The organism is Clostridium sp. JNZ X4-2 (assembly GCF_054889485.1).
Map to the genome: position 1 here is coordinate 3,365,187 of NZ_CM142685.1, position 20,816 is coordinate 3,386,002.

25 protein-coding genes and 1 tRNA gene are annotated in these 20,816 nt (G+C 30.9%); 10 read left to right on the plus strand and 16 right to left on the minus strand.

Translation table 11 applies throughout. The features are described from left to right. The first annotated feature begins 10 nt into the window (after positions 1 to 10). Entirely contained in the window at positions 11 to 487 is a 477-nt protein-coding gene (gene ispF / locus ACYUJ6_RS16180; protein ID WP_461843724.1) for a 2-C-methyl-D-erythritol 2,4-cyclodiphosphate synthase, read from the plus strand. A gap of 27 nt (positions 488 to 514) precedes the next feature. Here the strand turns inward: ispF and ACYUJ6_RS16185 are convergent, their stop codons facing one another. Next, positions 515 to 1,093 (minus strand): DUF1836 domain-containing protein, encoded by a 579-nt coding sequence (locus ACYUJ6_RS16185; RefSeq protein WP_461845528.1) that lies wholly within the window; start codon positions 1,091 to 1,093, stop codon positions 515 to 517. 610 nt (positions 1,094 to 1,703) lie between these two features. Between ACYUJ6_RS16185 and ACYUJ6_RS16190 the strand changes: the two genes are divergently transcribed. The 3 genes from ACYUJ6_RS16190 to ACYUJ6_RS16200 all read left to right on the plus strand — a co-directional run bounded on the left by ACYUJ6_RS16190 (position 1,704) and on the right by ACYUJ6_RS16200 (position 3,451). Further along, positions 1,704 to 2,060 (plus strand): hypothetical protein, encoded by a 357-nt coding sequence (locus ACYUJ6_RS16190; protein ID WP_461843725.1) that lies wholly within the window; start codon positions 1,704 to 1,706, stop codon positions 2,058 to 2,060. Positions 2,061 to 2,138: 78 nt separating this feature from the next. Further along, positions 2,139 to 2,789, plus strand: coding sequence for a PspA/IM30 family protein (locus ACYUJ6_RS16195; RefSeq protein ID WP_461843726.1), 651 nt, complete (start codon positions 2,139 to 2,141; stop codon positions 2,787 to 2,789). Positions 2,790 to 2,797: 8 nt separating this feature from the next. After that, a complete protein-coding gene (locus tag ACYUJ6_RS16200; protein WP_461843727.1) occupies positions 2,798 to 3,451 on the plus strand; it encodes a DUF1292 domain-containing protein in 654 nt (217 codons plus the stop codon). 178 nt (positions 3,452 to 3,629) lie between these two features. Here the strand turns inward: ACYUJ6_RS16200 and ACYUJ6_RS16205 are convergent, their stop codons facing one another. Continuing rightward, positions 3,630 to 5,021, minus strand: a complete 1,392-nt coding sequence (locus ACYUJ6_RS16205) for an HDIG domain-containing metalloprotein (RefSeq protein ID WP_461843728.1) — start codon at positions 5,019 to 5,021, stop codon at positions 3,630 to 3,632. Positions 5,022 to 5,519: 498 nt separating this feature from the next. Between ACYUJ6_RS16205 and ACYUJ6_RS16210 the strand changes: the two genes are divergently transcribed. After that, positions 5,520 to 5,765 (plus strand): AbrB/MazE/SpoVT family DNA-binding domain-containing protein, encoded by a 246-nt coding sequence (locus ACYUJ6_RS16210; RefSeq protein ID WP_150358710.1) that lies wholly within the window; start codon positions 5,520 to 5,522, stop codon positions 5,763 to 5,765. Positions 5,766 to 6,093: 328 nt separating this feature from the next. On the opposite strand, the gene ACYUJ6_RS16215 is transcribed toward ACYUJ6_RS16210, so the two are convergent. The 13 genes from ACYUJ6_RS16215 to ACYUJ6_RS16275 form a co-directional block, all read right to left on the minus strand. Beyond that, complete coding sequence (locus tag ACYUJ6_RS16215) at positions 6,094 to 7,170, minus strand: C40 family peptidase (protein ID WP_461843729.1); 1,077 nt, start codon at positions 7,168 to 7,170, stop codon at positions 6,094 to 6,096. A 298-nt stretch (positions 7,171 to 7,468) separates the two neighbouring features. Continuing rightward, positions 7,469 to 8,308: a 16S rRNA (cytidine(1402)-2'-O)-methyltransferase gene (rsmI, locus tag ACYUJ6_RS16220; RefSeq protein WP_461843730.1), complete on the minus strand. Its 840-nt coding sequence runs from the start codon at positions 8,306 to 8,308 to the stop codon at positions 7,469 to 7,471. Beyond that, positions 8,271 to 9,068, minus strand: coding sequence for a tRNA1(Val) (adenine(37)-N6)-methyltransferase (locus ACYUJ6_RS16225; protein WP_461843731.1), 798 nt, complete (start codon positions 9,066 to 9,068; stop codon positions 8,271 to 8,273). Before ACYUJ6_RS16225 ends, rsmI begins: the two co-directional genes overlap by 38 nt. Before the next feature lie 266 nt (positions 9,069 to 9,334). Next, complete coding sequence (locus ACYUJ6_RS16230) at positions 9,335 to 10,123, minus strand: OmpA/MotB family protein (RefSeq protein ID WP_461843732.1); 789 nt, start codon at positions 10,121 to 10,123, stop codon at positions 9,335 to 9,337. Then, positions 10,120 to 10,914 carry a flagellar motor protein gene (locus ACYUJ6_RS16235; RefSeq protein ID WP_461843733.1) on the minus strand — a complete coding sequence of 265 codons (795 nt, stop codon included), beginning with the start codon at positions 10,912 to 10,914 and terminating at the stop codon, positions 10,120 to 10,122. Before ACYUJ6_RS16235 ends, ACYUJ6_RS16230 begins: the two co-directional genes overlap by 4 nt. A 239-nt stretch (positions 10,915 to 11,153) precedes the next feature. After that, positions 11,154 to 11,327, minus strand: coding sequence for a DUF362 domain-containing protein (locus tag ACYUJ6_RS16240; protein ID WP_106010910.1), 174 nt, complete (start codon positions 11,325 to 11,327; stop codon positions 11,154 to 11,156). Positions 11,328 to 11,414: 87 nt separating this feature from the next. Further along, positions 11,415 to 11,618 carry a ferredoxin gene (locus ACYUJ6_RS16245; RefSeq protein ID WP_461843734.1) on the minus strand — a complete coding sequence of 68 codons (204 nt, stop codon included), beginning with the start codon at positions 11,616 to 11,618 and terminating at the stop codon, positions 11,415 to 11,417. Positions 11,619 to 11,629: 11 nt separating this feature from the next. Beyond that, positions 11,630 to 12,535, minus strand: coding sequence for a PSP1 domain-containing protein (locus tag ACYUJ6_RS16250; RefSeq protein WP_461843735.1), 906 nt, complete (start codon positions 12,533 to 12,535; stop codon positions 11,630 to 11,632). Positions 12,536 to 12,542: 7 nt separating this feature from the next. After that, entirely contained in the window at positions 12,543 to 13,487 is a 945-nt protein-coding gene (locus tag ACYUJ6_RS16255) for a DNA polymerase III subunit delta' (RefSeq protein WP_461843736.1), read from the minus strand. Between the two features lie 15 nt (positions 13,488 to 13,502). Beyond that, positions 13,503 to 13,832: a cyclic-di-AMP receptor gene (locus ACYUJ6_RS16260; protein ID WP_461843737.1), complete on the minus strand. Its 330-nt coding sequence runs from the start codon at positions 13,830 to 13,832 to the stop codon at positions 13,503 to 13,505. 140 nt (positions 13,833 to 13,972) lie between these two features. Beyond that, positions 13,973 to 14,668, minus strand: coding sequence for a dTMP kinase (locus ACYUJ6_RS16265; protein WP_461843738.1), 696 nt, complete (start codon positions 14,666 to 14,668; stop codon positions 13,973 to 13,975). A 209-nt stretch (positions 14,669 to 14,877) separates the two neighbouring features. Continuing rightward, positions 14,878 to 16,335 (minus strand): aminotransferase class I/II-fold pyridoxal phosphate-dependent enzyme, encoded by a 1,458-nt coding sequence (locus tag ACYUJ6_RS16270; RefSeq protein ID WP_461843739.1) that lies wholly within the window; start codon positions 16,333 to 16,335, stop codon positions 14,878 to 14,880. Continuing rightward, the gene (locus ACYUJ6_RS16275; RefSeq protein ID WP_461843740.1) at positions 16,314 to 16,526 is read right to left on the minus strand and encodes a sigma factor G inhibitor Gin; all 213 of its coding nucleotides are present in this window, start codon (positions 16,524 to 16,526) and stop codon (positions 16,314 to 16,316) included. Before ACYUJ6_RS16275 ends, ACYUJ6_RS16270 begins: the two co-directional genes overlap by 22 nt. Before the next feature lie 304 nt (positions 16,527 to 16,830). On the opposite strand from ACYUJ6_RS16275, the gene ACYUJ6_RS16280 reads away from it, so the two are divergent. The 4 genes from ACYUJ6_RS16280 (at position 16,831) to ACYUJ6_RS16295 (ending at position 19,844) form a co-directional block, all read left to right on the plus strand. Continuing rightward, the gene (locus ACYUJ6_RS16280; protein WP_461843741.1) at positions 16,831 to 17,772 is read left to right on the plus strand and encodes a magnesium transporter CorA family protein; all 942 of its coding nucleotides are present in this window, start codon (positions 16,831 to 16,833) and stop codon (positions 17,770 to 17,772) included. 17 nt (positions 17,773 to 17,789) lie between these two features. Continuing rightward, the gene (locus ACYUJ6_RS16285) at positions 17,790 to 18,704 is read left to right on the plus strand and encodes a S66 peptidase family protein (protein ID WP_461843742.1); all 915 of its coding nucleotides are present in this window, start codon (positions 17,790 to 17,792) and stop codon (positions 18,702 to 18,704) included. Between the two features lie 247 nt (positions 18,705 to 18,951). Beyond that, complete coding sequence (locus tag ACYUJ6_RS16290; RefSeq protein ID WP_461843743.1) at positions 18,952 to 19,293, plus strand: PadR family transcriptional regulator; 342 nt, start codon at positions 18,952 to 18,954, stop codon at positions 19,291 to 19,293. Next, the gene (locus tag ACYUJ6_RS16295; protein WP_461843744.1) at positions 19,290 to 19,844 is read left to right on the plus strand and encodes a hypothetical protein; all 555 of its coding nucleotides are present in this window, start codon (positions 19,290 to 19,292) and stop codon (positions 19,842 to 19,844) included. The genes ACYUJ6_RS16290 and ACYUJ6_RS16295 overlap by 4 nt, the downstream gene beginning before the upstream one ends. On the opposite strand, the gene ACYUJ6_RS16300 is transcribed toward ACYUJ6_RS16295, so the two are convergent. Continuing rightward, positions 19,823 to 19,896, minus strand: a tRNA-Cys gene (locus tag ACYUJ6_RS16300). The two genes, ACYUJ6_RS16295 and ACYUJ6_RS16300, sit on opposite strands and share 22 nt — an antisense overlap. 162 nt (positions 19,897 to 20,058) lie before the next feature. On the opposite strand from ACYUJ6_RS16300, the gene ACYUJ6_RS16305 reads away from it, so the two are divergent. Continuing rightward, positions 20,059 to 20,796, plus strand: coding sequence for an NAD-dependent protein deacylase (locus ACYUJ6_RS16305; protein WP_461843745.1), 738 nt, complete (start codon positions 20,059 to 20,061; stop codon positions 20,794 to 20,796). Positions 20,797 to 20,816: the final 20 nt, after the last annotated feature.

Consider the following 20,816-nt stretch of genomic DNA (forward strand, 5'->3'; position numbering starts at 1 on the left):
AGGATTGATTATGAGAATTGGACTTGGCTATGATGTTCATAAATTAGTTTATAATAGACATCTCGTATTAGGAGGTGTACTCATCCCCTTTGACAAGGGACTGCTTGGTCACTCCGACGCTGACGTGCTCATTCATGCAATAATGGACAGCCTATTAGGTGCCTCGTGCCTAGGTGATATCGGTAAATTTTTTCCGGACAATGACAAAAGATACAAGAACATATCCAGCCTTAAATTATTATCCAAAGTATCAAATTTAATTAAAGACAATAAATATGCTATAGAAAACATAGATTCCACTATAATAGCTGAAAAACCCAAACTATCTCCCTACATAGAAGATATGAGAGCAAATATAGCCAGAACCCTGAATATAAATATATCCGCAATAAGTGTGAAGGCCACTACCGAAGAAGGACTTGGATTTACAGGAAAGGAAGAAGGTATAGCTGTTCAAAGCATATGTCTGTTAAATAAGATTATTTAATACATAATAAATAGGAACTTAAAGTTCCTATTTATCCTCATAACTGTTAACTATATTTTGAACTAACTTTTTAATTGCACTTGCTTGGCAGATTAAAGACATAACCACGAAAAATACCATTATTCTTTCTTCTTCCTTATCTTTAACCTTCAAGTTCATATCTTTCATTATATTCTGAAATCTTTTTTCATTAAAGTATTCCTTTTCCATTAAATCCTCAAGACTATTTTTTTGCAGATCAGAAAATATCTTATATGCATTTTCCCAGGATATTATATCATCCTCACCATTGTTTATTTCATTAAACGCCAGCGCAAATACCTTTTTTATTTCCTCCGTAGTCAATATGGGTCTCATATAGCTCAATAAAATAAGTTGAGTTAAATGAACTTTCGTGTATCCTCTTTTTTTACCATCCTCCGGTTTAGATATAACTTCATTTTTAATATAATTTTGCACTATGTTATTCGTATAGTTTTCTTCCTGGAATTTATCATTCAGATAATCTATAACTTGAGATAAAAACAAATCATACCTTGGCAAGTCTTCATATGGTATTATGGTATTAGTTGATATATTTTTTGCTATTTTATTTATATATTCCATTTCAAAATTGTGCTCATCCACTCTTTACAGCCTCCTAACTAACATGCTTATGTGCTAAATCAAAACTTTTATTTTAAACTTAATTCATATTAATATTATATGGCATATACATACTGTTTACAAACTAAACATTTATAAAAAATATAATAATATTATATTTTTACAGGTAAATCCTATTAGATGGTTTAAAATAAGTTAATTTACTACTTGTTATAAGTTATTAAATACTATATAATAAATAATATAAAAATAATCTGTTTTTAATGTCCACTAAATATCAGGTACTTATTAGGTTTAGCGAAACTTTTCTGCAAAGAATGGATTCAATACCAGACCTTAGAAGAAACAATCCAGGGGCACAGCAGTGTTTAATGACACTTTGAAAAAATGGGATATTAGCAATATGGCCTTTGGATAAATATTATGTTACCATATAAAAGAGATAAGGTTTTAAAGGAGGTGCCTAAAATCAAACGTAATAAAAAATATTTTATTATATCACTATTACTTACCTTTTTGTTTTTATCAATAGGTATTTTTAAAACCCAATCAACTAACTTGATTGCGAACAATAACTCCAATATAGTTTATGCCAGAAGTTCAAGTTTTAGTGGATTTAAATCCGGAAGTTTTATCTCACACAGCAGCAGCCCAAAATCTTCTGGAGGCAGTTTTAAATCAGGCAGCTTTTCTTCACCTAAATCCACCTTTCAAAAAGGGTCCAATGGTAACAGCTCTAGTGGAGATTTTAAATCAGGAAGTTTTTCCAATGCACCTAATTCTTCTTCAAAATCTAGCAATAGCAAAGCTAGCAGCAGCACTTCTCAACCTGAGGGAAATTATAACAGCGGCAGCAAGAGATCTTTTTTTCCCATACCAATTCCCATACCCTGGGGACATAACGCAGGGTATTACGGGAATAACAGTCTTTTATCAACCTTCTTTTGGGGGTTTGCTAAATTTGTAATACTAATACTAATATTAATATTTATCATTAACAGGATAAATAAATTTAAAAGGAAAAGATAATTTAAGGAGGATTTTTATGGGAGTATTAAAAAGAATATCTAATATTTTTAGAGCAAAGGTAAATGACACTCTAGATGAACTGGAACACCCTATTGAACTACTTGATCAAAAGCTGAGGGATATGGAGGACAGCTTAAACAAGGCTAAATTATCCTCAGCACAGATATTAGGCAATGTACACGAGATTGAAAAAAAGATGGAAGAATCAAAAAGAATATCTGCTGAATTTGATGGAAAAGTAAAACTTGCCCTAAACAAAGGAAATGAAGAATTAGCTAAAAAGGCTCTGACTAGGAAATTAGAGGCTGATAACAATTATAAGTCCCTTGAAGCAAGTTATAAGGATGCCTATGAAAAAGCTGAATCGGTAAAAGCCAAATTAAAAGAATTAGAAGAGGAAATCCGAAAAACCAGAGTATATAGAGATGAAGCTGCTGCAAGATTTAATAATGCTGAAGCCAGCAAAAAAATAAATGAAATAATGTCTAATGTGGATACAGGAAACAATAAAATAAACATGGATGATATTGAAAGAAAAATTCAAAAGAAAGAAGCTTTAGCTGAAGGACTTGGAGATTTAAAAGAAGAAGATACCTTGGAAAAAGAATTTGAAAAATTAGATGAAGTTGATATTGATGAAGAATTAAAAAAATATAAACAAAATTAGGTGATATCATGGATAAAGTCCACCAGTTTATAAAACTGGAGAAGGATAAATACGGAAAAATATTTGTAAATATAAGCTATGCAATAGATAATATTTCTCCCTTTTTAGATAAAAAAATTTTAGCTGCAAGAAAATATAATACTAAAATATCAACTTTGAAAAAATATATAGAATTAATAGAATCTGCTGAAAGTGAACTCAATACAAAAAAATTTTTGAAAAAGTTAAAGGGAGATAAGTATATTTCCTTATTGGAGTCTTATAAAAATGACCACTTAGAATCTCTGTCACAGCTTGAAAAATGTGCTGATTGTGAATGTCTAAGCTGTACTGCCGATTGTAAATTCGACAGCTGCCTGGGATGTAAAATTGACTCTAGAATTGTATATTGTGATAAGGTAAAAATAAATGTGACAAAACATAGTAATTTTTCAATTAATCTTGTTAATGATAGAACCGGGGAAAATAACAGGTATATTGTTCTTTCCACATTGCAGGATATAAAATTGGACAATAAATATATAATAATCCAAAATATATTGTCTAAAGAAAAATTTATACTATACTATTATCCTGGAATTTCTGAAGACAGCTATGGAGAAATTTCCAATGCCGAGGAATTTGATTTTATAGTTTCTACATTTCAAAGTGTAGACCAATAATTGTGCTGAAATCACAAATTTCTTTTATGCTTTTAAATACTTGTCCACAGAAGCCACCACTTTATACACATTTTCTGTGGATAAGTTATATATTGATATTGTTATACTTACAGAAGATTAAACATAAGTTATCCACACCGTGGATAACTTATGCTGTTAATATACATATAAATGTGTTCTAAAATGATTGTAATTTTAGATAATTAATTGCCTCTTCCCTGGTGCCTATTTTTCCTAAATACCTGAGTCTATGAATGTCTTCAAGGGCAACCTTTATATCAGAACCCTGTTTCCCCGAAAGCTTCACAATGTCTCTTCCGTTTAAAAGCTTATGTTCACTCATATCACAGTATAATTTATATTCCTTTAAAATACCTTCAATAAACATTTTAAATCTTACCTTTTCATTTTGTCTATCAAGATCCATTCTAGTAGCATAATTATCACAAAATGCAGTAGTGAGTATCTCAACTACATACCCGTCATATTTGTAAAAGAACTTATAAAAGGCCTTTTTATTATCCACAGCTTTATTTTTAAATAATCCCAATGGGTACATATGTCCTTTCACTATATTTTCTATATACTTTTCTGCTCTTTTTGGAAACCTCATATTATTACAAAAATTTCTGCATATATTTGCTCCCTTTATATCATGACCATGAAAACTTATTCTATTATTTTCTCTTTTATAAGCCTCATATTTGCCTATATCATGTAAAAAGCAAGCTAGGCTTAAGTATTCCTGTAGTTTAAACTCCCCTAACTTATGATTGAATATATTCAAATCCAAGCCCTCTAATTTCATCTTGCCACTTAAAATGTCTTTAAATATACCATAGGTGAGATTCATATGGGTAAATACATCCTCCCTATGATATTTACATTTTCCTATTGTTTTTAATTCATCTATATAGGGGATTATATTTTTTAATATTCCATAATTATCTAAGGTTTCAAAAGCTATTCCCATATGATCATTTTTTATTATAAGCATCAGTTCTCTAGAAACTCTTTCCACTGGTGAATCCATTATTGTAGAGCATATTTTTTCAATCTGTTTTTCCGTTTCCAGGTTAAAATGCATCCCGCAGCTTATATAAAATCTGATACCTCTCAATATTCTAACGGGATCCTCTTCCAGACTTTTATCAGTTACGCTTTTAAGTATCCTGCTTTTTAACGCTCTCCTTCCGTAAAACGGATCTATCACTTTATTATAGATAATTTTCATAGCTATGGCATTTACAGTATAATCTCTGGATTTTAAATCTTCCTCAATAGACTTTCCCTTCATAGATGATATGTCTATGGTATTTTCATCCAACATACATCTATATATACCTTCATCCTCCCTTATGGGGAAGAACCTGTATCCTTTTCTTTCAAGTTCTTTTATAACTTTACGAATATCCCCGTCAATTACAAAGTCTGCATCTTTGGGCTCTGACTTTATATTCATTAATTTATCCCTTATATATCCTCCTACTAGATAAACTTCTAATTCCATATCATTTACTGCTCTTTTTAAATCATAGATAAACTTTCTTACATAATTCAAATTAATCACCTGCTCCTATATCATTTTATCATATAAAATATTTTATTTTCATAAATAAATCACCAATAAAGACTATATAAATAAATTACCTCAATATATGTGCTGCCTTTATATTTAAATTACCGTGAAAGAATATATTCAACTAAACGTATATAATAATTTCGACATATAATATCTTATTACCCATTTAATTACTATTTTATTTATAAATCTTAGTTATGACTTTAGTTATAATAATTTTTGAAAATGAAGGCTTTCTATTTAATCTCATTACTAATTTTATGCATAAACCTTTATATTTAGCCTGTTTTTTATAATATATATTAAGAAAGCCTTCATTTTAATTATTATTGACTTTTGTATATTTTGGTAGTATATTAACTTTAGATGGAATTTCATAAGAAATTTGTAAAATATTTTATGAAAATGCATTGACTTTTAATGTAATTTTTGCTATTATTTAATTGTGGTTATGTCGAATTATGGAATTAAAGGAGGAGAACGCAAATGAAATCTACAGGTGTTGTTCGAAGAGTAGACGAGCTAGGAAGAATTGTAATTCCTATAGAATTAAGGAGAACTTTAGACATTGCTGAAAAGGATGCCTTGGAAATATATGTTGATGGCGAGCAAATCATACTAAAAAAATATGAACCAGCATGTATTTTCTGTGGCGATGCAAGAGATGTAGTAAATTACAGGGGTAAAAATATCTGTAAAAAATGTCTAAATGAATTAAGAGAAGGTAAATAATGTTCATCTAATGGTTGAAACTGCTTATATCATCAGCTTCATAAAGTGGTGTATAATAGGCAAACCATGAATAAGTTCTTATTAGATTCGTTATAAAGAACATTTCTTATTGGAAAGTTCCACTGAATCTAAAGATCACTTGATTAAAAAGACCGATATGAAAGTTTTGTATCGGTCTTTTTTGGTTATTTACTTTATAATAACATTCATATTTCCATATATAATCACAAATACAAAAAAAAGACATAGCTAAACCTTGTACAACAACTCAAATTTAACTATGTATGTATATTCTTATTTAAATATGTTTATATGTTTATTTTATTAATTACTTAACTCTTCTTCCACCGCTGAAGTCTGATCTATTATCTAAACTTGCTATTTTTACAACATCTCCAGTTTTAGGTGCATTTATAAAAGATCCTCCACCTACATATATTCCTACATGATATGCCGGTGAGCCAAAAAATACTAGGTCTCCAGGTTGAAGTTCACTTCTGGATACTGCTGTTCCAACATTTTGCTGCTCTTGTGAAGTCCTTGGGAGATTAATTCCAAAATGTGCATATACATATTGAACTAATCCTGAACAATCAAAACCTGATGGAGAAGTTCCTCCCCAAACATATGGAACACCTAAAAAATTAGAGGCATATGCTACTACTGCACTTGATGATACTGATGCATCACCGCCTCTTGAAACACTTTGACTAGATCCGGTAATTCTTGGTGCTGCATTTCTAATCTGCTGAACATTATTCGCTGCTGACGCAATTACTTTTGAAGTTTCCGTATCAGCTACTGCAAGTTCCTTTTCTTTGGCATCCAAAGATGTTATAAGAGCCGTCTGACTATCCTTATCGCTACTAAGCTTGGACAACTTTTTTTCATTGTCAGATTTTAATGCCAAAAGCTTATTATTATCATTATTCAATTTTTCCTTTTGATTAGATAATTCTTCTTTCTTATCTGACAAATCCGATATAACTCCTTTATCAAAACCCATCACTTTTGTTACGTTATCCAATCTAGATATAAAGTCATTTAAATTATCAGCATTTAATATTACTCCCAGATAACTATTCATACCATTTATGTACATAGCCTTTACTCTTTGATTAAATAATTCCTGCTGGCTTTTAATATCCTTTTCAGTTGATTCTATATTTGTCTGCGTGTTTTTTATATTATCAGAAACTTTGCTAATGTCTTTTTTGTTGTTGTCAATTTGCTGCATAACTTGTACTATTTGATCATTCAACTTTTCAACTTTAATTTCCAGACCTTGTTTTTGCTGTTTAACTTGAGCTAATGAACTGGAACTACTTGGTGCTGCAAAAACGCTTGTCCCTGTTGATAATGCCAATGTTAAAGCAATTGCAACAGATAAGGTTTTTCTATTCAATTTATCTACCTCCTAATATAATATTAAATTACCCCCTCCAAATCATAGATTTGGATTCCTAAATTAAATAAATTTAAAAAAATACTTTTAAAAGTATAATCTTAAATTTAAAAAATGGCATATGTTTATTATAGCATTAAACCATAGGACATCTCAACGCCTATGACAAATTTTCCTTGGAAATATTAGAATTTTTCAATAAAACCCGGGAATTTATTGATAATTTAATTATTTTTAGCTGATTCTATTGATAATATGAAAATGGAGTTCATTGTTATACTGGCATTATATTGAATTATTACAAACTAATTGAATGCCTATATATGTCGGATTTGGAAACATTTCTATCTTTAGCTACTTTTTTCACAGATTCCTTTTTACTTAATCCTTCATCCATATACATTTTTATATGTTCTTCTACAGATAATCTTATCCACTTTTCTCTTTTTTCCATTAAGAATTGTTCTTCACTTTTGCCCTCTACTATAACAACAAATTCTCCCTTTATATCTCTATTCTCATAGTAATTCGTTACCTCTTCCAAAGTGGATCTGAATATTTCCTCATGAATCTTAGTAAGTTCTCTGCAAATAGCTGTATGCCTATTGCCTAAAATGGTATTTAAGGTTTTCAAAGTATTTAACAATCTATGGGGAGCTTCATAAAATATCAACGTTTCTCTTCTCTCAGCTATATCCTCTAAAACACTCTTTTTACTTTTAATATCCCTGGGTAAAAAGCCAATAAAGATAAACCTTGAAGTATTCAGGCCAGAATAAACCAAAGCTGTAGTCACCGCAGTAGCTCCAGGAAGCACTTCAAAATCTATTCCGTATTCTATGCAATTACGTACCATAACACTTCCCGGATCCGATATGCCGGGGGTTCCAGCATCACTTATCAAAGCTATGTCATTTCCATCTTCCAGTTTTTTAATTAAATCTCTGCCTTTTTCATTCTCATTATATTTATGGTAACTTACAAGCGGTTTCTTTATATTAAAATGATTTAATAACTTCAAGCTCCGCCTTGTATCTTCAGCAGCTATTAAATCCACATCCCTAAGCACTTTTAATGCACGTAAAGTTATATCCTGCAAATTACCTATAGGGGTTGCCACTAAAAAAAGCTTTCCCATCACTTGTCACTTCCTTTTTACATTTTCCATATATTTTATTGATTTCATCTGTATAATTTCCGTCCAACTGATGCACATATACAGGCGTACCCCACTTTAAAAAATGCCCTCCATTATTTTGTCCTTCTATAAGCACCATATTTGGAGCTTTGTTTACGCTTGGATGAACCATTCTTACAAATTTGGGCTCAATTTTATACTGCCTCAAAGTACATATAATATCTGCAAATCTGTCCGGTCTATGAATCATATAAATTTTCCCGTTATCCTTCAAGACAGTTTTAGCGGCCTTTATGACATCTTCCAAATCACAGCAAATCTCATGTCTGGCAATAGCATCCTTACTTTTTAGATTTATAATTCCGGAATTTTTCAATTTATATGGAGGATTCACCGTGACCACATCAACCTTTGACATGGTTTTTAAATACTTAAGATCCCTCAAATCCTTATGAATAAATTCCACCTTTCCCTGCACATTATTTAATTGTGCAGATCTATTGGCCATATCTACCATATCACTCTGGATTTCTATTCCAGTTATTTTACCGGCAGAAGTTTTTCCCACCAGTATAAAAGGAATTATACCAGTACCACTGCATAAATCCATTACTTTTGTGTTTCTTTTTATAGTGGCAAAATTAGCAAGTAAAACTGCATCAACCCCAAATCTAAAAGCATCCTTTTTTTGAATTACATATAGTCCCTTTAATTGTAAATCATCTAAAGTCTCATCTTTTTCCAAAAAATCATTATTCATCTCAATACCCCGCTTTTAACTCACATAATGTTCAATTTACATAACCCCTAGATAAGTTCTTCTAAGGTGCGTTATAAAAATCACTTCTCAAATGATTAACCTCTACCATACCTGAAGATCCCCTGCTATCTATAATTATGGTTTAAATATAAGCCTTTGTCAATTAAGCTGAGCTCCATGTTTAATAAATGCATGCTAAAATGGCACTTACAGTATAAATACAAAAAATCCCCAGATAAACATTCCAGGGAATAGTAAACTTTGTTTTATTTTGCTAACTGCCCTTTTGTAGCCTTCTGATTCTGAGAAGACCCGGCATCTGAACTATTATCTTCAACTGCATTAAATTTACTGTTCAATATGATTATATCCACTCTTCTATTTTTAGCTTTTCCTGCCTCACTGGAGTTATCTGCAATAGGCCTGTATTCACCATATCCAATTGCTGAAAGCTTTTGTGGCTGAATCCCAGCTCTAGCTACAAAAAATTCAGTAACATTAGACGCTCTATCACAGGACAATTTCCAATTAGAAGAATACTCACTATTACTAATAGGAACATTATCTGTATGTCCCTCTATTCTAATATAATTTCCCAGCTGATTTAAAATCTTGCCCATTTCCATAAGCTCCTGCTGAAACTCAGGTCTTATATCTGCCTTACCTGTGTCAAATAATAACGTATCGTTCATACTTACCACAAGTCCTCTTTCATCTACAGTAGTAGACACATCTTTACTCATGCCATTATCCTTTAGGTATTTATCTAACTGTACCTTTAACTCCGATAATTTTTTTTCTTCATCTTCAGTTGAATCTGGAGTATCTATTTTCTGCACATCTTCTTTAATACTAGGACTATTTTCCTGACCTATTATAGTCTTTCCACCACCCATAGCTACACTAAGAGATTCAGAAAGCTGCTTGTATTTACTCTGATCCACCTGACTCATAGAATACATAACAATAAAGAATATCATAAGAAGTGTTATAAGGTCAGAATAAGTCAGCATCCACCTTAATCCATCCGGTTTTTTCTCTGGTTTTTTCTTCATATCTCAGCCTTCCCATCCATTGACTCATATCTTTGCAATTCGTTTTTATCCAAAAAACTTTTTAATTTTTCCGCTATTGTATTTGGATTTATTCCCTCTTGAATATAAAGTATTCCCTCAATAATAAGAGTCTTTTCCTTTACCTCCCTTTCATCAGCCTGTTTTAATCTATTTCCTATAGGCAGCCATAAAAAATTTGCGGATCCAATACCATATAAGGTGGCTAAAAATGCTACTGCTATTTTAGGCCCCAATGTAGAACTATCCTCCAAGTTTCCCAGAACATGAACCAGTCCCATAACCGTACCTACAATACCCATGGTAGGTGCATATCCTCCCGCGCTCTCAAATACATCTGCACCCTCTCTGTGCCTTTCAGATGTAGATTCAAGCTCTAATTCCAATATACTTCTCACAGCTTGGGGATCCACTCCATCCACTACAAGCTGGAGGCCTTTTTTTATAAAAGGATCCAAATTAGGATCATTTGATATTTCTGTTTCCAAGCTCAAAAGTCCATTCTTTCTTGTCTTATAGGATACATCTTTAAAATATGAAATTAAATTTGGTAAATCTGTCTTTCTGGGACTAAAAAGAACCTTGAAAATTTTAGGAATTCTTTTTAATACATCCATTGGAAATGATAGTCCTGTAGCACCTATTGTTCCTCCAAAAACTATTATTGCCGCTGTTGCACCTATAAGTCCACCTGCTTGTCCTCCTTCAAGGATGTAACCAAGTACTGCAGAAGTTATCCCAAAAAACAAAAATACAATAACAGATATATCCATTTTCTCTCCTCCATCTAGTTAATTTGATTCCCGTTTTAGTTTGCATTTGTCATGTATATATAAATATTCGTATAAAATTTTCGACTCTTTAATGCTAATATAATATTATCCTGGATATAAAACCGTTTTAGTTGTGTTAATTTTTTAACATAACTAAACATAGCAGTTCATCTCCAGACCCATTAAGTTACTTGTCCAATTTAAAAAGACTACCATAACTCCGGGTAGTCTTTTTAATATTAATCTTCTTGAACTGGTGCTCCTACTGGACAAACGTTTGCACAGTTTCCACACTCTATACAGGTATCTGCATCTATTACAAATTGAGTATCTCCCTGACTTATAGCATCAACTGGGCATTCTGAAGCACATGATCCACAACTTACACAAGCATCTGTAATTTTATATGCCATTTACGTAACACCTCCTTATGATCTCACATATTATTTATCCTATCCCTTGATATTTTATCATATTTACCTGTACTTTTAAAGACAATTTTAAAATACCGTATACCCCATATCTTCAAGACATTCAATTATTTCATCTTTTGTTACAAAATAATTATCATATATTATACTTACTTCATTCTTTTCTTTATTTATCTGGAAAGCAATTATTCCTTCATTATTACAAATACTACACCTTATTTTATTAATATCCTCAGCAGTACGCATATCAAAAATTTTAAATACAGATTTCATATGCTACCTCCCTAATCTTCCTTAAACAGCTGTTTGATTACATTCGGATCTTCGTTTTCTGCATCAATCTCTATTTCATCCTCATTTATACTGCCTTCAAATCCTCCAGAAATTACTTCCATTTTATCTATAGGTATTTCCTTTAATACATCTTCGCCGTCTTCACTTTTTATTTTTACCTTAACACTTTCTTTAACTACAGAATTACTCATAACTTCCCCATTTCCATAGACCGTACTCACAATAGACCCTCTCTTAGGCAGCCTTTGCCTTATTTTTTCATAAGTGTCCTGCTCATAATTTAAACAACACATAAGTCTTCCGCATATTCCCGATATTTTAGTAGGGTTTAAAGATAAGTTCTGTTCTTTTGCCATCTTTATAGAAACAGGTACAAAATCCCCCAAAAAGGTAGCACAACACATAGTCCTGCCACAAGGTCCCAACCCACCTATCATCTTGGCTTCATCTCTCACCCCTATCTGTCTAAGTTCTATTCTGGTTCTAAATATTGAGGCAAGATCTTTTACCAATTCCCTAAAATCAACTCTGCCATCTGCAGTAAAATAAAATATTACTTTATTATTGTCAAATGTATATTCCACATCTATAAGTTTCATTTTCAACTTATGCTGCTGTATTTTCTCTATACATATTTCAAAAGCCTCTTTTTCTTTTCTTTTGTTCTCATCATGCTTTTTTACATCTTCTTCTGTAGCTATTCTTAAAACATTTTTAAGCGGTGGAACTATATCACTTTCATCTATATTCTTGGGTTTTATAACACAGTTACCAAATTCTATCCCCCTGGCCGTTTCCACTATTACACTATTTCCCTCTTGTATATTTAAATTATCCGGTGAAAAATAATATATTTTACCTGCTTTTTTAAAACGTACACCTACTACCATTACCATATCTCATTTATACCTCCTGCATTTTCACCAACATAGAGTCAAAAACTAAAGCCGGGCTCACATTCCTCTCTAGTTTTTCCCTAGTATCCTTAACAATATTAATGATATCATTTAATTTATTAAATGAAAACATCTCTCCTATAATCTTTATATCTTCAAATTTATCCGTATTTATAATTAATTCTTCACTACCTGTTTCCTTGTATATAAGTACATCACGTATATATGATAAAACACAGGTAAGTACTTCCGGCCATTGATCTTTCATGTTAAGTAGATAAGTGGAAATTTTAAATGAAGAATTTAAGTCGCTATCATTCAATCCTCTAAGCAAACTTATAACAGTATTTCTCATTTCGCTCAGAAAAGAATCCGAAATAAACTTTTCAGCTCTTCCTGGTATTCCATCACTAAAGGCTAAAACAGACCTTACCTGTTCTTTAGGTAAATCTGGAAACCTATTTTTTAAAAATACAAACATCTCTCTCTGACTTAACCTGTTGAACTTATATATCTGACATCTTGATTTTATTGTGTCCAAAATACCATCTAACTTTTCACATAAAAGTACCATAAAGCTTCCCGAGGGTGGTTCCTCTATGGTTTTCAGCAGTGCATTCTGAGCCGCTTCCGTCATCTTATCAGAATTATATAATATTATTACCTTTTTATCACATTCATAAGGTTTTTTATTTGTTTCTTCAATTATATTTTTTACTTCTTCTATTCCAATAGATTTCTTACCTTTAGATACCTTAAATTCAACTATATCCACATATTGTTTAAATTCACTTTTGCCCAACACCTTCATGGCCATTTCTTTGGCAATCATGCTTTTACCTATGCCATTTTCCCCCACTAAAATATGGGCATGTGAGAATCTATTTAACTTTATGGAATTCGCTATCTGGAGCTTTATACCCTGATGGCCTATTATTTTATAAAAGCCCACTAAATATTCCTCCTATTAAACCCTTACAAATTTATCTACATCTACTACGAATATATTAGCCCCTCCAACTTCCACCTCAACAGGATATGGCATATATACACCCGTAGAACTAGCAACAGATGAAGGAGTTGTTATTACCTGCTTTCTAGTTTTACACACTTCCTCTATATGATTTATTACTTCTCCTACATTTTTTTCTTCAACACCTATCATTAAAGTGGTATTGCCTGCTTTTAAAAAACCTCCTGTAGTTGCAAGTTTAGTAACCCCAAATCCAGCTTCTGTAAGATTCTCCAATAAATCACCAGCATCATCATCTTGAACAATAGCTATAATTAATTTCATAAGGGTATCACTCCTTCTCACTTATTTTTATTTAAAGTCATTTATTCTTAAATTAATATAATAATTATAACATAATTTTTTATTACCTTATATAACTTCAGAACATGAACTACCTTAATTTTAGTATATTCCTAATCTTCTCATATATTTGATTTCAGTACCTTTTTTACCGTAAAATATATATCTCCATGAATTTCATACCTGCTTTTTATCTTTTTATCCTGCACACAGGATACTTTATTCCAGTTATATTTATGTGCGATATACAATGCATTTTCATATGACTTAACCAAATACGGATAATCACTTTCATGTATATCTTTTTGAGAATTTCCTGTAAATTTATTTTTCCTGTCAATTACAAGCTGCCTGCTGTATTCAGGGGACATATCCAAAAATATTACACAATCCGGTACTGGAAGGCCAAATATGTTGAATTCAAAATCCCACAGCCACTCTAAAAACTTATTTTTTTCTTTAATATCATCAATTTTGGAAGCCTGATGTATCATATTAGCTGTAGTATACCTATCCGCCAATATTATTCCACCTTGTTCATAGAATTCTTTCCAATCCATCTTATAGGATGCAAATCTATCCACTCCGTAAAAAGTAGAAGCTACATAGGCATTCACATCTTCAGGATCCTTTCCAAAGTCCCCATTCAAATACATCTTTACCAATGCTGAAGATTGACTGGAATAATTGGGATATTCCACTTTCCTTACATTATATTTTTCACTTAGAAGCCTCTCATAAAGCATTTTTGTCTGTGTAGCTTTACCACTTCCATCACATCCTTCTATAACTATAAGTTTTCCTTTTAATGATCTCATTTGATTTCCCCCAATATATTTTTTATGCCATAGCTAACATTAATTAACATCTGCACTTTTTTAAATTGAAAATATTATAATGCACGACTCTGGATAAATTCTTCCCCTAAAGGATAACCTATTCTAAGTACTAAAGACACTAAGAATACTGTTAATAAGGTGTGGTGTAAAAAACATTCCACATAAATAAAATCCATCCCACCTAAAAATCACTTGATAACTTTTATCTTATTATCTTTTACTCCCATTAAATCCACTCCACTTTTGGAATAATATCCAATAGTCTCTAGAATATCTTTATTTATTAATTCTCCTATTAACAATATGGGCACTCCCGGAGGATAAGGTATAATATTTACCCCGCTTACTTTCCCCAGGGAATCCTGCAAATCTACAATCTGTTTTTCTGCATTTGCAGCTTCATAGGGCATCATTTTAATTTCAGGTATTTCGTACTCGATTATATTTGATCTCTTATATTCAAGACGTTTCAAATTACAATTTCTCAATGTATTATATAATGCTTCATATTCCTCCTGATTATTAAAAGGTGAAAAAATAAGTATTACATTAGAGCCATCACTCATTTCACATTGTATTCCTGATTTTCTCAAATACTTTAATAACAAATCGCCGCTGTAATTTTTATCTAAGTTTATAATATATCTGGTTAAATCTATATTCCAAGCACTTGCCACCATATTTTTCTCTCTAATACGACTCCTATTAAATTTTACTATATCCTCTTTACCAATTATGCTCAATCCACTTATAGAATTTATTCTATTCCTATAATACTGATTTCTTTTAATAAGTTCCCCATAATCCCCATATCCATATTTCTCTAAATAAAATCTGGCATAGTCCATAGAACAAAGTGCTATATAAGAGGGGCTGGTGCTTGAAAACACATCAAAATAAAAATCTGCTTTATCAATATCCCTGTCATTATTAACATGTAAATATGCACTTTGAGTTAAACTTGATAAAGTTTTATGAGCACTTGTAACTATCATATCCGCTCCAAGCTTTACTGCACTTTCCGGCAAATCTGGATGAACTCCAAAATGAGATCCATGAGCACAATCTACCAATACCTTCATATTATATTTTTTAGCCTCTTGCATTATAAATTTCAAATTACTACATATGCCATAATAATTAGGATATGTAACTACAATGCCCTTTGCATCTGTATTTTCTTTTAAAACTTGTAAAAAATGCTCCAAATCTATAGAAATAGGAGCATTTAATCTTTTACTTATAATATTTTTTAAATATACAGGTTTTAACTTCCTCATAATTATACTATTAAATATAGAATTATGGCAATTTCTCTCTACCAAAATCTTATCGCCCTCATTAAAACTGCTAAATAGCATTATCATATTCCCAGAGGTGCTGCCATTAACTAAGAAATAAGATTTTTTGCTTCCGTAAAAATCTCTAAGATGCTTGCTTGCATCTAATATTATACCCTTTTGATTATGAAGATTGTCTACCCCATCTACTTCTGTAATATCAAATTTCAAAATGTTATTTACAAATTTCCTTCCTATGGAAGTATTATAAAACCCCTTTCCATTCTTATGCCCGGGCATACAAAATAATATATTATTTTCCTCAATATATTTTAAGACTCCTTCTAAAAGTGGTAATTCTGGCAATTCATTGTCTCTCCTCTTATTATATAATGTACTATAGTCTTTTTTATTTTCTTTCTATAGTATTCGTAAAAATCCAAATTATTTTCCAAATTTATTAATCTCTCTTCACAGCGGGGGCAAATTCCCCTGCCATATATTATTATACCATTACTTAAAGGCTTTCCACATATGATACAATATTTTTTTTTCATCCATATCCTCCTAGCAAGTCCTATTTATGAATTAGTAAAGTAACTTTTGCTATTTACATTCTTACCTTTTAATGTATATAATATTCAATTCTTATTGTTTCTTTTTTTTCTTTATAATATATAATATTCAATTTCACCTCTAAATTTGTTTTGTCCACATAAATAAATTAAATTTTTATTATTTTATTATTATGGATTATTATGATAATGTATTCAAAATTATATTTTATAAGTTATAATATAAATAGTCTTAATAATAGATTAATCCATTTACTCAAGCTAATTTTTACAAGGAGGATGTCATATGATTTCAATTTACAAAACCATGGATATATCAAACAAGCTGCAATCCCTGGACACTATAGAACATGGCTGCTGGATTAACATTGTAGCACCTTCAGACGAAGACTTACTTTTAATATCAAAAAAATCCGGTGTTTCTTTAGATTTTTTGAAAGCTGCTCTTGATGAAGAAGAAACATCTCGTATAGACAGTGAGGATGATAATCTTCTGGTAATAGTTGATATACCTTTTACAGAAATGGAGGTTAACTCCTTAACATACGATTCATATCCTCTGGCAATTATCCATACTGAATCTAACTTAATAACAGTATGTTTGAAAAACAGCAAAATTCTTACAGACTTTATAGATGGGAAAGTCAAATCCTTTTATACCTTTAAACGTTCCAGATTTATCTTGCAAATACTTTATAGAATAGCAAGTTATTATTTACTTTATTTAAGGCAGATAGATAAAAAAAGTGTTATGATAGAAAAAAAGCTTCATAAGTCTATGAAAAATAAAGAATTTGTCCAACTTTTATCATTGGAAAAATCCCTGGTTTACTTTTCCACATCTTTAAAAGCAAATGAAATAACTCTGGAAAAAATGCTAAAATTAGAAATTTTAAAAAAGTATCCTGAGGATCAGGATATTTTGGAGGATGTCATTATTGAAAATAAGCAGGCAATAGAAATGACAAATATCTACAGCAATGTTTTAACTGGTACCATGGATGCGTTCGCCTCTCTCATATCCAACAATTTAAATATAGTGATGAAGTTTTTAGCTTCTATAACCATAGTTATGGCTATTCCCAATATAATATTTGGTTCTTTTGGAATGAATGTACCCGGCATACCTTTTGCTCAATATAAAAATGCCTTTTGGGCTATATATGCAATAACAGCTTTAATTTGTGTGATCTGTATAATATTTTTAAAAAAAAGAGATTTATTTTAATTTTAGGATGTGATAATTTGCTTGGAAAAAGGTTAAGAAAGGGAGATACCATAGGTCTTATATCTCCTTCAGGTGCCCAAAAACCTGAAAAAACAAAAAAAAGCATTGAACTTTTAAACGGCCTTGGTTTTAAAATAAAAGAAGGGAAACACATATATGATAAATGGGGATATCTGGCAGGAAAAGATATTGATAGAGTCAAGGATCTAATGGATATGTTTCTGGATCAGGAAGTAGACATGATATTGTGCACACGAGGCGGCTATGGTACCATGCGGCTTCTAGATCTCATAGATTTTAATGTCATAGAGAAAAATCCTAAGATATTCGCAGGTTTTAGTGATATAACCACCTTGTTAAATAGCATATTCCAGAGATGTGATATTACTACTTTCCATTCCCCCATGTGCAATACTGATTTTGATGATTTTACATTAAAAAGTTTTTTGGATACTTTAATGTCAGGTTACACTCCTCTTACCATAGAAAATCCTGAAAATATACCTACAAATTATTTCAATGGAGAATATGCCAGTGGGAAATTAATAGGTGGTAACCTTTCATTAATATGCAGCCTACTTGGTACACCTTATGCTGTAAATACCAAAGATAAAATATTATTTATAGAGGACATAGGTGAAGAGCCTTATAGAATTGACAGAATGCTTACTCAACTTACATTAAGCGGGGATCTGCAAAAATGCAGGGGTTTTATTATGGGTCAATTTAAAAATTGCCAGCTTCCACATTATGAACGCAGTTTAACTTTAGATGAAATATTAGAAGATAGAATATTGAGTTTAAAAAAACCTACTTTAATTAATTTTCAATCCGGGCACTCATATCCAAGGATAACTCTCCCAATTGGTGCCAATGTAGAAGTAAATTTTAAAGAGGGTAAAATTCACTTATTGGAACCTGTGGTAGAATAATTAAAATAGCTTAATATATAAATAAACAGGAGAGCTGAGCATAATTAAGCTTTCCTGTTTATTTTGCAGTTAAATCCATTAATATTCCACCTTCACGCTATTTATTCAACTATCAACAACAGATTCTGCTTCCAATCATCCATCTTTTCTTATAGGTTAGTTCCATCCTCACAGCTTTATCAGATGCACATAAAGCCTCTTAAAAAAATAGTTTTTTATAAAATAATTTTGTTAAAGAGGTTCAACCTTGCAGTTTGATAAGGAAATACTGAAGGGATATATTGACACAATTGTATTAAGTATTTTACCAAATGGTGATATGTACGGATATGAAATTGCTAAAAGGATAAAAGAAAAATCAAAAGAAAAGTTTGAAATGAAGGAAGCTACCCTATATGTATCTTTAAAACGTTTAGAAAAAAAGAACTACCTGGAAGGCTACTGGAATGATGATAAAGGTAGCGGCGGTGGGAGAAGAAGATACTATACAATCACTGAGAAAGGCATAAATTATTTCTCAGTCAGGGTAAAAGAATGGAGGTTTTTAAAATCATTATTAAATAATTTTATGGAGGTTATTTATGATTGATAAAATTGAAGGATATATTGATAGTATTTACAAAAATGTTTATCAAGGCAGGAGCTGTTATTTTTATTATAGGCTGTTTATTTCAAATCATCAGTATGTTCTACAACAATGAATTACTTAATTATTTTAGCAGAGAGTTAAGTAAAAATGGATTTAAAAATATTTCATATTTGCTATTCATGATTTCTCTGGCTATTTGGAATATATCTTTCTATTATTATTATTTTGCTAAAAAATTCGAATTAGTATTGATGGCTTTTCTGTTTTGCGATTTTGTCATATGTGTACCCTTTCTGTTTATATGGGCTTATCTTCCACATCATAAAATGAGAGGCCTTACTTTTATATTAGGAATTACTTTTATAATAATACTACACTTTTTTATTTCTTCCATGGTTAATGGCTCTTTAATATCCTTTGCAACTTTAACTAATTTAATTTTATCTAAAATGTCATATATAATTATGAAAAATAAATATACAAAGGAAAAAATAGCCTGCTCACTAAAACAGACTACTTTCTTATTATATGGAGGCGCCACCCAGATTTGAACTGGGGGTGAAGGTTTTGCAGACCTCTGCCTTACCACTTGGCTATAGCGCCACATTTTAACACTCAACGAGATTTATTATATCATTATATGTAAGCCCTGTCAATCCAATTTTATTAATGATCAAACAAGCTTATTAAGCTTATTAACAAAATTCAATTTAGTATACCGATATATAAAAAAGTATGTGCTATAATATTATATGAGGTGATATTATGAGTTATGAAAATTTAAAATCTGCTATAGATGCTAGTAATAACATTGTATTCTTAGGAGGTGCAGGAGTTTCTACAGAATCACAAATACCTGATTTTAGATCTGAAGCAGGTATATATAAAACTAAAAACAATTTTTCATATCCTCCTGAAATAATGTTAAGTCATACATTTTTTATGTCTCATACTGAAGATTTTTTTGAATTTTATCGAAAAAAAATGATATACAAAGATGCAAAACCCAATGATGCTCATTATGCTCTGGCAGAATTAGAAAAGATGGGAAAATTGAAAGCCGTAGTAACTCAAAATATAGATGGCCTTCATCAAATGGCAGGTTCAAAGAATGTTTTAGAATTACATGGTTCAATACATCGAAATCACTGCACCAAATGCAATAAATTTTTTAATTTGGATTATGTAATAAATAGTTCTGATATGATACCTAAATGTGACAAATGCAATGGAATAATAAAACCTGATGTAGTGTTATATGAAGAAAGTCTAGATATGAGTATATTAAATAAATCTACTGAATACATAAGACAGGCAGATATTCTAATCGTAGGCGGAACATCTTTGGTAGTATACCCTGCTGCAGGATTAATTAATTATTTTAAGGGCAAATATCTTGTTCTTATAAATAAATCATCTACTCCTTATGACAATAAAGCAGATATAGTAATACATGATAAAATAGGAACAGTTCTGAAAAGCGTACTATCAAGTGATTCCTAGATGCGGTTGAATTTACTTAT